The organism is Staphylococcus sp. FSL W8-1268 (assembly GCF_038003965.1).
Lineage (GTDB): Bacteria > Bacillota > Bacilli > Staphylococcales > Staphylococcaceae > Staphylococcus > Staphylococcus hominis.
In genome coordinates, this window is the sequence record NZ_JBBOQE010000001.1 from 517,853 (window position 1) to 533,775 (window position 15,923).

Below are 15,923 nucleotides of genomic sequence, written 5' to 3' on the forward strand. Positions count from 1 at the left end.
CAATCTAATAACAGTCATTTATCTAAATCACATAGATTACCTGATACTGGTTCAGAAAGTACATCTATTCAATTAGAGATTGAATTAATGACACTATTAGTTGGTCTAGGATTAGTATTAAAAAATCGTAGAAAAAAACAAAAAAATAACAAGAATAAAAGATAAAAAAGATATAACTTAGTATCTTTAAAAATAAAGAGCAGGAAACCACTATAAACTGGGTTTCTTGCTCTTTTTTATTAAATAAATATGAACTATGCTTCAAAATCTATAATAATTCTTCCAGCGTTCTCATGATTAAGTACTGTCTCAATAGAATGTTTTAAATCTTTAAAAGCAATTGTATTTTTAATTTCATGTAATTTATTAGATTTTAAATCAGTTGCTAATCTTCTCCATACACGTTGACGTAATTTCATTGGTGTCATAACTGAATCAAGTCCAACGACGCTTACACCACGAAGAATAAATGGAAATACTGAAGTTTCAAAGTGGTTACCTCCAGTCATACCAATTAATGCAACCCCACCACCATTTGTTAGATGCTTTGCTATATAAGGTGTTCCAGGACCACCGCAAGGATCAATAGCAGCTTGCCAAGTTCTTTTTCCTAATATTTCATTACTATCTTCAGAAATACGATCGATAACTTCTCTTGCTCCTAATTCTTTTAATTTATTCGTAGCTTTTTTATTTCCAGTACTTGCTACAACTTTATAACCAAGTTCATTTAACATCATTACAGCTAAAGACCCAACACCACCAGAAGCGCCACGTACAAGTACTTTATCGCCTTCAAGTGTCATAAAGTTAGCTTTTTCTAATTTTTCTATTGCTAAACCAGCTGTGTAACCAGCAGTCCCATAAATCATCGCTTCTTCAAGTGTTAGATTTTCAGGACATTTAACAATCCAATCTGATTTAACACGGGCATACTCACTAAATCCGCCGTAATGATTGACACCTAAATCATAGCCAGTAATAATAACTTCTTCACCTTTTTCGATTGTAGGATCATCAGATTCTACAACTGTACCTGCTAAATCAATTCCAGGAACCATTGGATATGATTTAAGTACACCACTATCTTTAACAGTAGCTAAGGCATCTTTATAATTAATACCAGAATATTGAACTTTTATTAAAACTTCACCTTCAGGTAAATCATTGATTGATAAATCTTTGAAATCACTTGTGACAGTGCCATCATTATCTTTTTCAACCATAAACGCTTTGAAATTTACACTCATAAAATCGTACTCCTTAAAAATAAAAAATTAGATGTTAATTGCATATCCTAAATAACCATACCACATTTTAAACGAGTCATTAAGTTAAAAAGTTTATATAAATTAAATATAAAATAGTCTATATTTTGATAAAAAAATAATTATATTGACAGTAAAACAGCATAAATATATAATTTTACTGATAATGATTATCACTTGATAATAATCATGTTGATAGAGATATAAAACTGTAATTTTAAAATTTAGATGTAGAGAATATACATTTTAAAATATTTAACATCAAAAGATAATCACTAAATTTTAATGAGGTGAATTTATTATGAAGAAATTACCAACTATTTTACTAACATCATCACTACTATTAACAGCTTGTGGTCATAATAATCACGATAATGCTAATGAGAAAACTTCAAAAAAATCTACAAATGAGAATAAAGTAGCATTACAGAAAGCAGCTAAAGAATATAGAAAATATACAAATGAACAGTTAGATCAGTTTTTAAAAGGAACTGAAGAATTTGTATCTGCAATAAAAGCAGATGATATTGAAAAAGCAAAATCTTTGTATCCTAAAGTACGCATGTATTATGAACGTTCTGAACCCGTAGCTGAAGCATTTGGCGATTTAGATCCTAAAATCGATGCCCGCCTAGCTGATATGAAAGAAGAGAAAAAAGAAGATAAGTGGACAGGGTATCATAAAATTGAAAAATCTCTTTATCAAGAAAATAAAATAGATGAAATGACTAAGAAGGATGCTGATCAATTACTAAAAGATGCTAAAGAATTAGATGCTAAAGTAGATACATTAGATATTACACCTAAGTTAATGCTACAAGGATCAGTGGATTTATTAAATGAAGTATCTACATCAAAAATTACTGGAGAAGAAGAGATATACTCTCACACCGATTTATATGATTTTAAAGCAAATATCGAAGGGGCTCAAAAAATTTATGAATTATTTAAATCTGAATTAGAAAAGAAAGACAAAAAATTGAGTTCTACAATTATGGATAATTTTAATAAAGTGAATCAATTACTTGATAAATATAAAAATAATGATGGTTATAAAGATTATAGTGCAGTAACTAAAGAAGATAGAAAAGCGTTATCAGATGCAGTTAACTCACTAGGAGAACCATTAAGTAAAATGGCTGTGGTTACAGAATGAGTAATATAAATCATAAAAATCACCCTCAAATGACTAGACGTTCATTTTTAAAGTTACTAGGTATAGGAAGTGCTGGTGCTGTTATTGGAGCAAGTAGTGTAGGCAGTATCTTTTCGTTTAAATCTATGTTTGATACCCCTGAAAGTGAAGAAAACGATTCATATGAATTTTATGGACATATTCAAGCTGGTATTACTACACCAACTCAAAAAAATTGTAATTTCATTGCATTAGATTTAAAGTCCAAAGATCAAACATTAATTAAAGATATGTTTAAAAAATGGACTCAAATGTCTGTTAGTATGACTGACGGTGCTATTATTGGGGAAAATAGTAACAATACACTATTACCACCTGTAGATACTGGTGAATCAATAGGATTAGATGCTAGCAAACTCACTTTAACATATGGCGTGAGTAAGTCTTTTTTGAAAAAAATAGGATTATCATCTAAAATTCCATTTGATTTTAGAGATATACCTCATTTTCCTAATGATCAATTAGATGAAGAGTATAGTGATGGAGATATTATGATTCAAGCTTGTTCAAATGATCCTCAAGTTACTTTTCATGCCATACATAACTTAATACGACCTTTTAGAGACATCATTAAAATTCGCTGGTCACAACATGGTTTTATTTCTACTAAAAAAAATGAAACACCGAGAAATTTGATGGCATTTAAAGATGGTACAGTTAATCCACGAAACAATAACGACTTAAAAAAATATGTATTTATTGATAATGGATGGGCAGAAAATGGGACGTATTGCATTATAAGACGAATCCAAATTCATATTGAGACATGGGATCGTACTGCATTAGAAGAGCAAGAAGCAACATTTGGTCGTAAACGTTCTACAGGTGCCCCTCTAACAGGTAAGAAAGAATTCGATAATATTGATTTAAAGGCTAAAAATAATAAGGGTAAGTATATTATCGATGAGAATGCGCATACCCGTTTAGCTCGTGAAGTAAAAACTTCTATTAAACGTAGAGCATATAATTATAATGATGGTACAAATGCTAAAACAGGTGACTTAGATACTGGACTCATGTTTATTTGTTTCCAAAAATCTATTCAACAGTTTATCGATATTCAAAATAATTTAGGACACAATGATAAATTAAACGAATATATCACACATCGAGGTTCTGCATCATTTCTTGTATTACCAGGGATACAAAAGGGAGGCTATATCGGTGAAGCACTATTTAGTTAAGATATCGATAATTACTCTCTTAATCATTATTACACGTTTGTTTTCATTGACTTCAGTTAGTGTTGCAAATGATAGTCAATTAAATGATGCGTATGTAGCTATCTCTGATGCGAAATCGACATTAGAGCACAAACAATTAAATTATAACGAAAAACAAAACGTGTTGAATGAAGTAAAACATAAAATAATGTCTTTAAATATTAAAGAAAATAAAAAAGGAAAAGATGTTAAATCGAAACTTCATATGATTGATCAAGCAACGACTACAAATAAACAAATCGACTCGTTATCAGAATTAACAAAATCTCTCATCGTTTACGAAAGTTCTGTATCGACTGATGATATTGATAAAGATATTAGAAATTTAAAAAAACAAATTAACGCAAAAGATAATATCATTCAAGAAGCTGTAAAAAATAAAGATAGATCAAAATTACAGTCTATTAATAATATGTTAAATCAAATTTGGAAAAAACATGAAACGGCCATCAGAAATTATGATGAAAATAAATATGGACAAATAGAAGTGTACTTGATGCAGTTGCGTGTAGCTATTCAAAAAGAACCATTAGACATAAAAAAAGTAGATAATGCTTGGAAGACATTTAAAACAAGTATTGATACTGTTGATAAAAAGCAATCAAATACTGAAAAAAATCAATATAAAGTTACCCAACTTAATATTGAATTAGAGAAAGCAATCAAAGGTATCGAGAGTCATCAGTTAAAACAATCAGATGAGGCACTGGCTAAATTTATACAAATATGGCCTTATGTGGAAGGCAAAATTCAAACTAAAAACAGTAGTTTATATACAAAAATTGAAGATAAAATTCCATATTATCAAAGTATTCTAAATAGTAGTAATAAAGATCGTATTAAAGAAAGTTTAATAAAAATAAATTCTGAAATCAAAGATACTGTAAGTGAAGAAGCGTATTCATCCATAGATGTAATGATTATCTTTTTACGTGAAGGATTAGAAGTATTATTAATCATATTGACATTAACAACTATGACCAGAAAGGTTAGAGACACTAAAGGGACAACAAGTGTCATTGGTGGCGCTATATTAGGTTTGATTTTAAGTCTCGCATTAGCACTTATCTTTATTCAAGTACTAGGAAATAATGGATTATTACGTGAAGGTATGGAAGCAGCACTAGGAATAATAGCAGTTGTTTTAATGTATATTGTGGGTATATGGATGCATAGACGTTCAAGTGCTAAGCGATGGAATGATATGATTCAACAAATGTATCATTATGCAATAAGTAATCGAAACTTAGCATTATTAGGTACAATTGGATTAATATCCGTTTTGAGAGAAGGCGTTGAAGTCATTATCTTTTATATGGGAATGATGGGAAGTATAAAAACTTTAGATTTTGTTATAGGAATTATACTAGCCATTGTTATATTAATCATATTTACATTGTTATTCAAAACAGTTATACGATTGATACCTATATATTTTATTTTTAGAGTACTTTCTATTTTAATATTTATTATGGCATTTAAAATGTTAGGAATTAGTATTCAAAAATTACAATTACTTGGAATGATAACACAACATAGTATTGAGTATATTCCAACACTTAATATCATTGGTTTTTATCCAAGTATTGAAACGATGAGTGCACAATTAATTTATATACTATTAATTGCTTATTTCACTTTAAAACATACTAAAACAAAGCATCATATCTAAATTGAAAATAAAGTCTCAAACGAGTAGATTAATTTACTCGTTTGAGACTTTTGCATTTGATTCGAATTCATTAATGTCGAGTAGTTATTTTAGTTAAAAGAATGCTTATTTCAAATAAAATAATGAGTGGTAAAGTCAAAAATAGATTCAAAGTGATATCTGGTGGTGCAAGAATACTAGCAATAATGAAACAAGTAAAATAAATATATTTGCGATATTGGTGTAATTGTTTAATATCTATTACATCCATTTTAACTAGTCCCATACAAAACATAGGTAATTGAAAGACGACACCAAATATAAATAACCACCTTATTAATTCATGTAAATAAGCATTAAAACCAATCACTGGTTGAATATACATTGTTTTCGATAATGTTAATGAAAATTTTATAATTAATGGAAATCCGATAGTATAGGCGAAACCGACACCAATGATAAATAACGCAGTACATAATAAACTATATTTATAAATAAAAAAACGTTCACGTTGATGAAGCCCTGGTGATATAAATGCCCATAATTGATAGAAAATAATAGGAAGAACTAAGCACAAAGTTACAAAACTAATGATTAGTATATAGATTTGAATCATTTCAGTGAATGAAAAAGTATGTAAAACAACTTGAGTGCGTTTAATATGGTAAACAAAAGTTGTGATCCACCATTTAGATGATATGTATACTAACGGCAAAGTAATTAAAAATGAAATAAGTATATTAATTAAACGTCGCCTTAATTCTTCAAAGTGTTCGAGTAAGGTCGAACTAGTTTGATTTGTCTCGCTGTTGTTTAGAATGTTTACTGGGTGTTTCCTCCACCTCATCTGAATCAATGTGTTCAGCTGCAGACTTAAATTCTCTTAAAGTACTGCCAATCGCTTTACCAAATTGTGGTAATTTTTTAGGACCAAAAATAATTAATGCAACAATACTAATAATGACTAAACTGGTAGGTCCAGCAATGCCTAATATAAATAACTCATGAAACATCTTAAACACCTCACTTTAATATAGTCTATCTTTACTTTATACTTATTGATAATTATTATCAATACATATTTTAATTTATAAAAAAATAATTTAATATAGTGTTTGAAATATGTTTGATAAGGAATAAGATATTATCTGGTTTTGAGAAAAATAAGTACAATAAAAAGAGGGAAAATATGAAAGAAGAAATTGAAGAAATTAAAAAAGATAATGTAAGTGAGTTAAGAAAAATTGCAGAAAAAACGTTTTATGATACTTTTAAAGATAGTTATACTGATGAAAATTTTAAAAAATTTTTTAAAGAAAACTATAATGAAACGAAGTTATTATCAGAAATCGTACATCACCAATCATTTCACTATTTCTATAAGGTTGATGATGAGATTGCTGGTTATTTAAAATTAAATATTAATGAAACACAAACTGAACCAAAAGGTGATCAATATTTAGAAATTCAACGCATTTATTTTGATAAGGATTACCAAGGTGGAGGAAGAGGAAGTCAATTTATTCAATTAGCTATTGATAAAGCAAGGGAGTATAATAAATCAAAAGTATGGTTAGGTGTTTGGGAAAATAATCCTTCTGCCATTGACTTTTATAAAAAGCAAGGATTTGAAATTACAGGACACCATGACTTTATTAATGGTAATGTAATAGACATGGATTTAATTATGGAAAAAGAAATTTAAAATAACACAATAAAGCACTAAGAGGACAGAAAAGTTCTGTCCTCTTAGTGCTTTATTATTTATCTAAAATATCTCTCATAAGTTGAGTTAGTTTTTTTAGAGATTGATTATTACGATTTATAAGTGCATGTCGGTGAATGGTAGGAATCGTATCATGTATTAAATGATTTAGTAACACTTCTTCGTCTGTGTACCAAACTTTTGCTAGACTGTTCAGCACATCAATATAGACGCCACGTTCTTCTTTATATTCTTTGTGATTAGGAGTATATAAACAAACTTTTTTATCAATAGTTAAGGCATCAAAAATGATAGAAGAATAATCAGTAAGTACAATGTCTGATATTAAGATTAAGTCTTGTGTTTCGATATCTATAGGAGCCTCAATGACACCTTCTAGAATAGCATCATCACCTTCAATATGCCCCTTATATATCACATAGTATTTTTCTAGTAACTCTGGTGTCATCGTTAAAGGTGTAAATGATTCTGTATTTTTATGCCATGTTGGCGCATATAATAAAACAGGTTTTGTATGATTAAGTTTTAATTTTTCACGTATTTTTCTTTGCTGATTTTGATTATCTTTATAGTTTAGTAAATAACTTACTCTTGGATAACCAAAAGGAAGAAATTGAACCGTTTCATTAGGAAAAGCAGTCTCAAATAAACCTTCTGAAGCTTTTGAATCTAATAAGACATATGATTGGTGTTTCCATTTATTATATTTTCTTGCTCTGTAATTATAAATATTTTGATTTTGATAGGGTTCTTTACTATCTAAAAATAATTCTTTAATAGGCGTACCATGCCATAATTGAATGACTGTACCATTAGGTTGATACGCTTCAGGCATATAACTTTCAATGACTACAATTTTTGCAGTTTCAATAAGTTCTTTATTATGTTCTGCATCAATGGGAAGGAAATATGGTCCATGTCTATCGTCTGTAATGTAATAAGCTTCTGTTGTTGGATTTCGTTTTACAAAGTAATTAAAAAGGTATTTAGAGTTACCTCTATAGCCATAATCGAATCCTAAAAATACGACATGATTTTTCAATTTGGATGTATCTTTAGTATAGACATAACTTAGTTTTTTATGATTTTGAATCGCACGTTGATGAATTTTATTGTACATCCATTTAGGCAATTTAAATTTTGTTGTTACAAGCCAGCTATCAGCAAAACGAAGAGTTTCGTCAGCTAATGGATGCTTATATTTAGGAAATGGAATCGAATGGCCGTGGATATAAGCTAGTTTATTTAAATCAAAGTGATTGGTAATTTTAATTTCTCTTGTATCTAACGAATTCCAAAATGAACTAGATGTCTGTAATTCCTCAATAAAATCAAAAACAACATGTCCATCTATATCAACCTCATTTTTTAAAATAGTGATGACTGCTAGGTCCATAATAGATTGAATTTGATATTTTGAGAGGTAAATCAGCGCAGTATCAATATTATAAATGATATTTGGATAATGATTAATATTATTCATCCAAGCGAGAAAACTTAATTTATCATTCCCAAAATAACGACAATCATTAAGATAAACACCATGGATTGTGTAATCAACTGCAATAGAATGTTCACCTAATGAGACAGCATTAAGCATGTCTTGATTAATTTTTATTTCGTTAGAATAGGGGATAAAATGTGAATACCCTGCAGATTTAGCTTTATTAAGTTGTATATCTAGATGTGACATATTAGATATATTTATTTGTTTAATCATTATGCATTATCCTTTAACTCCTAAATTTCATATTTTTATTTTACCATGCACTTTTAAAAAATTCATATTTACATGAATGATAATATAAAATCATATGTTTATGAAAATTCAAATAGATCTTACTACTATTGTTGACATAAATTATTTTTACAGTATTGTCAATTGTGATAAGAAATGTTATATTATTTTTGTGAAAATATTCACAAAAATAAAAAGTGTAATATTCTAATTTTAACTTGATTACAATATGTTAATTTTTGTGAATACCTGTTAAAATTAGAAAAGTGAATTTTTAGTTGTTTAGCTAGATAATTCATCAATATAATAAAATATTAAGGAAAGAAGCGTTTAAACTATGTTAGTACATTCTTTTAACCCTTTTGGTAACTTAGCGTTATCTAGTTTAATTGCAGCAATTCCAATCATTTTATTCTTGTTATGTTTAACTGTGTTTAAAATGAAAGGGATTTATGCAGCAATCACTACTTTAGTAGTTACTTTACTTATTGCATTGCCATTCTTTAAATTACCTGGTGGTATTGCTACAGGTGGTGTAATAGAAGGATTCTATCAAGGTATTATCCCAATTGGTTATATCGTTATTATGGCCGTTTTATTATATAAAACGACTCAAGAATCTGGTCAATTTAGTACAATTCAAGATAGCATTATGAGCATTTCACAAGACCAACGTATTCAATTATTATTAATTGGTTTTGCTTTTAATGGCTTCTTAGAAGGTGCTGCAGGTTTCGGTGTGCCAATTGCAATTTGTGCATTATTACTTGCACAACTAGGTTTTAAACCTTTACAAGCAGCAATGTTATGTTTAATTGCCAACGCTGCTTCAGGTGCATTCGGTGCAATTGGTATTCCAGTTGGTATTGTGAATACACTTCATTTACCAGGACATGTTGAAGCAATGAGCGTGTCTCAAGTGTCTACACTTACTTTAGCAATTATTAACTTTATTATTCCATTCTTATTAATCTTTATTATTGATGGTTTTAAAGGTATTAAGGAAACATTACCACAAATTTTAGTAGCTTCAATTACTTATACAGTATTACAAGGCTTAATTACAGTATTTGTTGGTCCAGAATTAGCTGACATCATTCCACCATTAGTGACTATGGGTGTGTTAGCAGTATTCTCTAAAAAATTCCAACCTAAAAATATTTTTAGAATACAAAAAGATGTTAAACCAGAAGCAGTTACTCCACATAGTGGCAAAGAAATTTTATATGCATGGAGCCCATTCATTATCTTAACTGTAATTGTAATGATTTGGAGTGCAACATTCTTTAAAAACTTATTTGCACCAAATGGTCCTTTATCAGCATTGGTATTTAACTTTAATTTACCAGGAACATACAGTGATGTAGCACATAAACCTATTACATTAAGTTTTAATTTTATTGGTCAAACTGGTACAGCCATTTTACTTACAATTATTATTACAGTTTTAATGTCTAAAAAAGTTAATTTCGGTGATGCAGGACGTTTGTTCGTAGAAGCATTCAAAGAACTATGGTTACCAATTTTAACTATTTGTTTCATTTTAGCAATTTCTAAAATCACTACATATGGTGGTTTAAGTGCTGCAATGGGTCAAGGTATCGCAAAAGCAGGCGGCGTGTTCCCAATTTTATCTCCAATCTTAGGATGGATTGGTGTGTTCATGACTGGTTCTGTTGTAAATAACAACTCATTATTCGCACCAATTCAAGCTTCAGTTGCCCAACAAATTGGTACAAGTGCACCGTTACTTGTTGGAGCGAATACTGTTGGTGGTGTGGCTGCAAAACTTATATCTCCACAATCAATTGCGATTGCAACAGCAGCTGTAAAACAAGTGGGTAAAGAATCAGAATTACTTAAAATGACATTAAAATACAGTGTTGCTTTATTGATATTTATCTGTATTTGGACATTTATTTTATCAATGTTTATGTAGTTATAATAAAAAGGATTGCAATTCGGAGAATTCCGATTGCAATCCTTTTTTATTTGAAAATAGAATAAAAATAATCGTAAATTTTATCTGGAGAATAATGTTCAAGAGTTTGATGACTCGATTTAATCATATTTTCTGAATGCGTTCTCTTTTGAATAGCAAGATCAATATATTTTGCTAATGATTGTGCATTCGCATAGTCTGCTAAATAACCATTTTTATTATGTTGAATCAGTTGTGAAGGTCCAAGTGTATCTTTAAAACTAATAACAATATTGTCTTGAGCCATTGCTTCTAATATGACCATTCCAAACCCTTCATTTCGTGAAGGAACGACAGTCATTCGGCTTTGTGCCAATTTTTCATTAAGGTGTTGAGTGGCTGGATGTATAGTTATTAAGTCATTAAGCTGGTAATGATTAATAGTTTCTTGTAAATTTTGATGTTCTTGACCTTCACCATAAATCTCGATTTTATAGTTTTTCTGTCTAAGCGTATCTTTAATGAGTTGGACACTTTCGATTAAAATATCATAACCTTTTTCATATTCTAGACGTCCGGCACTTAAAATAATATTTTTTTTAGGTAGATTTAATTTTTTAGTTCGAATAATATTAGGAACGACATATACAGGTGTTTCAATGAATGATTCATAATGGTTTTTATCAGTATGAGTTAAAGTGGTTAGTGCGTCTAGATGTTGATAAGCATCTAATATTTCTTGTCGATACGCTTTGGGATAGGCATTTAAATTCATATGTTCCATACCTATTGTCATTGCATGTCCATGATAATATTTAGAAATAAATATATTAAAACTTGCTCTTGTGCCTATGAGTACATCGGTATCTATATCATTAATTGCACGTATCAGTTTATGTTCAATATACTTGGAGAATTGATTTAAACCAGGCTCATGTTTTGAAAGGTAGATAGGCTTTAATAAAGGAGTGTATTTATTCAGTCGATTCATAAAGATAGAAATCACATTTTGTGGTTTTAATCTATAATCAACTAAGGACTTTATTTTAATAGAAGAATTAAGTTTGAAGTAAGGCATATCTTTAGCTCTAAAAATAGAGATAATTTCAACGTTATGACCTTTGTCCGCTAAGGTATTTGCTAGTTCAGTCATTGCTTTAACTGTGCCACCTAAGGCGTATATATTATGCATTAAAAAAGTAAATGATTTCATGATTGTACCTCGTTATTAATAATATTATAAAAATTATAGCATGTAATAAACCAACTGTATAAATATTGTAAGCTTTATAATAAAATTAAAATATTTTTGAAAATAGAGATAAAATAATATGATAATTCGTGTAAATACTTTTTTCAAAGAGAAATTATGTATATAATTACTATAGTAATTAAAATGTTATTTACGCTTTTAACGTCAAATTAATATTTATTTTTTTATCAATTAAAGAAAGCGTTTTAAATTAAAAATGGTCGTGTTTATTTCGACTGAAGATGTGATTATAAAAGGGGGACTGGGTTGTTATGAGTATAGAACATAGCAAAACAGATGTCATCTTAATCGGTGGCGGAATAATGAGCGCAACATTAGGAACATTACTAAAAGACTTATCTCCAGAAAAAGAAATTAAAATTTTCGAAAAATTGGAACAATCAGGTGAGGAGAGTTCTAATGTATGGAATAATGCTGGAACAGGACATTCAGCTCTATGTGAATTAAATTATACAAAAGAAAATAAAGATGGCAGTATTGATGTAACAAAAGCAATTAAAATTAATGAACAGTTCCAAGTATCTAAACAATTTTGGGCTTATCTAGTTAGAACTGGTCAACTAGAACATCCAGGTAATTTTATTCAATCTGTGCCACATATGAGCTTTGTTAAAGGTATTTTAAACGTAGACTTTTTGAAAAAACGTGTAAAAGCTTTAAAAGAAAATATTTTATTTCAAAAAATGGAAATCACAGAAGATCGAGATAAAATTGTTGAATGGGTGCCGTTAATGGTAGAAGGTAGAACATCACCCGTTCCTATTGCATTATCTCGGGATGAAACTGGTACAGATGTAAACTTTGGAGCACTCACTAAAAAATTAATTTCTAATTTAAAAGAACATAAAGTAGATGTTACGTATCATCAAGAAGTTCAAAATATTGAAAGATTAAATAATGGTTATTGGAAAGTGACTGTCAAAGATTTGAAGTCTAATACAATTCACACGTTTGAATCTGAGTTTGTGTTCATTGGTGCTGGAGGAGCAAGTCTTCCACTTCTACAAAAAACTGGAATTAAGCAGTCTAAACATGTAGGTGGTTTCCCAGTAAGTGGTCTTTTCTTACGTTGTAAAAACAAAGACGTTATTGAACGTCATTATGCAAAAGTATATGGTAAAGCAGATGTTGGAGCACCGCCGATGTCTGTACCACATTTAGATACACGATTTGTAAATGGAGAACGATCTCTATTATTTGGACCGTTTGCAGGCTTCTCACCTAAATTTTTGAAAACAGGATCCAATTTAGATTTAATTCGTTCTGTTAAACCGAATAATATTGTGACGATGTTAACAGCAGGAGTTAAAGAGTTTAATTTAACTAAATACTTAGTTTCTCAATTAATGCTTAGTCATAAAGATCGAATGAATGATTTAAGAATCTTTTTACCGAATGCTAGAGACGAAGATTGGGACGTTGTTATTGCTGGACAACGTGTTCAAGTGATTAAAGATACAGAAGATAGTAAAGGAAATTTACAATTTGGTACAGAGGTCATTACTTCTGATGATGGATCACTTGCAGCATTATTAGGTGCTTCTCCAGGAGCTTCAACAGCTGTCGATATCATGCTAGATGTATTAAAACGCTGTTACAAAAATGAATTTGATGCTTGGATTCCAAAAATTAAAGAGATGATCCCATCATACGGACTTAAACTTAATGAGCACGAAGAAGTTTATAACGCAGTAAATAAAGAAGTAAGAAAATATTTAAATGTGAAATAATCGAAAAAACAGGTAGTGTCATTTTTAACACTGCCTGTTTTTTCGATTAAGTTAAAATAGGATATGCGGAAATAGAATTTTAAATGTCGTGCCATTTTTAGAATCACTAGATACACATATTTTACCGTGATGTAAATCAATGATGGACTTAGTAATTGCTAGTCCTAAACCATTACTATTATCACTAGCATTGAGTTTATAAAAACGATCAAATAGATGTGGTATCGCTTGTTTAGAAATAGTTTGTCCTTCATTTGTGACCGCAAACATAATATGATTATTTTCTTGATTCAAAGTAATATCGATAATGCCATTTATATCTGAATATTTAATAGCATTTTGAATTAGATTCGAAAATGCTTGATGTAAAAGGCGACGATTTCCCTGAAAATATATTTTATGCATATCAGATAATAACATCAATGATTTATCATCAATCGTGTATTGTTCATGTCGAATGATATCAGTAATGAGTGAAGATAATTCTAAATTATCGTCAACAGATAAGTGATTCGCATTATCTAATTCAGATAGTAATAGTAGTTCTTTTATTAAGTTACTAAGACGTGTAATTTCTAAATGAATATCATTGATTAAGCTATGACGTTCATCTTCTGAATGCGCAAATTGTAATTCAGTTAATAGTCTTTCAATATGTGTAAGAGGTGTTTTAATTTCATGTGAAACATTTTGAACAAAATGTTGACGCATGTCATCTAATTGTTTTAATGACTGACGCATGGTATCAAAACGAAACTGTAAAGTTCCAATTTCATCATGACGGGTATGAGAAATGGGTGTTTCAAAATTCCCATTCATTAATTGTTCGGTCGCCATTTTTAACTTTTTAATAGGTTTAATGATTGAGTATGTTGAAGCAATAACAAGTGAAATAGATATCAGCAATAAGAAAATAAGTAATACCAATAAAAATATTCTAAACTCGCCGAATGTTTTACCTATATCTGGTCGCATAAATACTGCTATAGGTTCATGGTCTTCATAAAATCTTATGCCCACAGTGTTATCAGTTTCATTATCAAAGAAACCTGTCACGAATAATTCAAAAGGTTTGTTTTTTATACCGTGATAATCATGACCACGCATAACTTGGTTAATAGATGATGAGGACAGTGTATCTTTTCTAAAAGGTTCACCATAAAATGTTTTTTGTCCTTGTTTATCGACGGTAACGATTTGATAATTCATTTGTCCTAAATGTTGAAAATAAGATTTTACGTATTTTGAAGGAAGTTGATGTTCATAAGTACGAGCTTCTTTTAACGTACGCATAATTTTAGTGTCATTATTTTCTTTGAGATTGAAATGATAATGTATATTTGCAATGAAAAAACTAACTAATGCACTAAAAATAATCACAGTAATAGTATAAATTGCAATGCGACTATATAGTGTTTTAAACATCTTTATTCACCTTGTATCCCTGGCCTCTTACTGTTTGAATTTCAATAGTTGCCTCTAATTTTTTTAACCGTGTTCTTAAACGCTTAATATGAACGTCTACTGTTCTTTCATCGCCTGTATAATCGAAACCCCAAATTTTTTCAATAATAGACTCTCTTGTGTAAATTTGTCTTGGATGAGTGCATAATAAAAATAGGAGTTGGAATTCTTTAGTAGGAAGATTCATTTTTTTAGATGCTACACTCACCTCCATAAATTCATCATTTAAAATGACATTTCCTATTTCAATCTTATTTTGCGTATTAATTTGATAACGACGCAAAACGGCACGAATTCTAAATAATAATTCCTTAATTTCAAAAGGTTTAGTTACATAGTCATCTGTGCCACTGACAAATGCACGTTCTTTATCACTTAATGCATCTCGTGCTGTTAGCATAATAACTGGTAATTGATAGCGATCTTTTAATAATTGACATAATTCAAATCCATCCATACCTGTCATCATAATATCTACAACTGCGATATCCACGCGATGATGATTAAGATATTTTAATGCTTGTTCTCCACTCGAATGTGTCACGGTTTTTATATGATCCGCTTCTAAATGTTTAGAAACGTAATGCAAGAGTTTTGGATCATCATCTACAATTAAACATTTTATCATTTACTTTTCGCTCCTTTTCTAATTATTATACGAATCTTTAAAATCTAAGACAATTTTCTTTGTTGTTCATATTCAGTTCATATTTACTCTCTATACTGTTTAATAA

Annotated in this window: 13 protein-coding genes; 6 read left to right on the top strand and 7 right to left on the bottom strand. The window is 29.5% G+C overall.

All coding sequences use genetic code 11. The annotated features are described in order from the left end of the window. Nucleotides 1–254: 254 nt before the first annotated feature. Nucleotides 255–1,250 (bottom strand): acrylyl-CoA reductase family protein, encoded by a 996-nt coding sequence (locus tag NST64_RS02390; RefSeq protein ID WP_002448474.1) that lies wholly within the window; start codon nucleotides 1,248–1,250, stop codon nucleotides 255–257. 319 nt (nucleotides 1,251–1,569) lie between these two features. On the opposite strand from NST64_RS02390, the gene efeO reads away from it, so the two are divergent. The 3 genes from efeO to NST64_RS02405 are packed head-to-tail and all read left to right on the top strand — an operon-like array spanning nucleotide 1,570 to nucleotide 5,358. After that, complete coding sequence (efeO, locus tag NST64_RS02395) at nucleotides 1,570–2,424, top strand: iron uptake system protein EfeO (protein ID WP_049334640.1); 855 nt, start codon at nucleotides 1,570–1,572, stop codon at nucleotides 2,422–2,424. After that, nucleotides 2,421–3,647: an iron uptake transporter deferrochelatase/peroxidase subunit gene (gene efeB, locus NST64_RS02400; protein WP_049417685.1), complete on the top strand. Its 1,227-nt coding sequence runs from the start codon at nucleotides 2,421–2,423 to the stop codon at nucleotides 3,645–3,647. The genes efeO and efeB overlap by 4 nt, the downstream gene beginning before the upstream one ends. Next, entirely contained in the window at nucleotides 3,628–5,358 is a 1,731-nt protein-coding gene (locus tag NST64_RS02405; protein ID WP_107632399.1) for an FTR1 family protein, read from the top strand. The genes efeB and NST64_RS02405 overlap by 20 nt, the downstream gene beginning before the upstream one ends. Nucleotides 5,359–5,428: 70 nt before the next feature. Here the strand turns inward: NST64_RS02405 and tatC are convergent, their stop codons facing one another. Next, entirely contained in the window at nucleotides 5,429–6,184 is a 756-nt protein-coding gene (tatC, locus tag NST64_RS02410; RefSeq protein WP_071859962.1) for a twin-arginine translocase subunit TatC, read from the bottom strand. Beyond that, nucleotides 6,126–6,350: a twin-arginine translocase TatA/TatE family subunit gene (locus tag NST64_RS02415; RefSeq protein WP_017174935.1), complete on the bottom strand. Its 225-nt coding sequence runs from the start codon at nucleotides 6,348–6,350 to the stop codon at nucleotides 6,126–6,128. The genes tatC and NST64_RS02415 overlap by 59 nt, the downstream gene beginning before the upstream one ends. Before the next feature lie 176 nt (nucleotides 6,351–6,526). On the opposite strand from NST64_RS02415, the gene NST64_RS02420 reads away from it, so the two are divergent. Beyond that, nucleotides 6,527–7,042, top strand: coding sequence for a GNAT family N-acetyltransferase (locus NST64_RS02420; RefSeq protein ID WP_049417689.1), 516 nt, complete (start codon nucleotides 6,527–6,529; stop codon nucleotides 7,040–7,042). Between the two features lie 55 nt (nucleotides 7,043–7,097). Here the strand turns inward: NST64_RS02420 and NST64_RS02425 are convergent, their stop codons facing one another. Beyond that, the gene (locus NST64_RS02425; protein WP_049417690.1) at nucleotides 7,098–8,783 is read right to left on the bottom strand and encodes a CDP-glycerol glycerophosphotransferase family protein; all 1,686 of its coding nucleotides are present in this window, start codon (nucleotides 8,781–8,783) and stop codon (nucleotides 7,098–7,100) included. 355 nt (nucleotides 8,784–9,138) lie between these two features. Between NST64_RS02425 and NST64_RS02430 the strand changes: the two genes are divergently transcribed. Next, the gene (locus tag NST64_RS02430; protein ID WP_002448432.1) at nucleotides 9,139–10,740 is read left to right on the top strand and encodes an L-lactate permease; all 1,602 of its coding nucleotides are present in this window, start codon (nucleotides 9,139–9,141) and stop codon (nucleotides 10,738–10,740) included. A 49-nt stretch (nucleotides 10,741–10,789) separates the two neighbouring features. Here NST64_RS02430 and NST64_RS02435 read toward each other — a convergent pair whose 3' ends face one another. Continuing rightward, nucleotides 10,790–11,935 carry a glycosyltransferase family 4 protein gene (locus NST64_RS02435; RefSeq protein WP_049417692.1) on the bottom strand — a complete coding sequence of 382 codons (1,146 nt, stop codon included), beginning with the start codon at nucleotides 11,933–11,935 and terminating at the stop codon, nucleotides 10,790–10,792. Between the two features lie 311 nt (nucleotides 11,936–12,246). Here NST64_RS02435 and mqo point away from each other — a divergent pair, with 311 nt between their 5' ends. Continuing rightward, a complete protein-coding gene (gene mqo / locus NST64_RS02440) occupies nucleotides 12,247–13,725 on the top strand; it encodes a malate dehydrogenase (quinone) (protein ID WP_049417695.1) in 1,479 nt (492 codons plus the stop codon). A gap of 51 nt (nucleotides 13,726–13,776) precedes the next feature. Here the strand turns inward: mqo and NST64_RS02445 are convergent, their stop codons facing one another. Both NST64_RS02445 and NST64_RS02450 read right to left on the bottom strand, forming a co-directional pair. Beyond that, nucleotides 13,777–15,150 (bottom strand): sensor histidine kinase, encoded by a 1,374-nt coding sequence (locus NST64_RS02445; RefSeq protein ID WP_002448349.1) that lies wholly within the window; start codon nucleotides 15,148–15,150, stop codon nucleotides 13,777–13,779. Further along, nucleotides 15,143–15,817 (bottom strand): response regulator transcription factor, encoded by a 675-nt coding sequence (locus NST64_RS02450; protein ID WP_002448578.1) that lies wholly within the window; start codon nucleotides 15,815–15,817, stop codon nucleotides 15,143–15,145. The genes NST64_RS02445 and NST64_RS02450 overlap by 8 nt, the downstream gene beginning before the upstream one ends. Nucleotides 15,818–15,923: the final 106 nt, after the last annotated feature.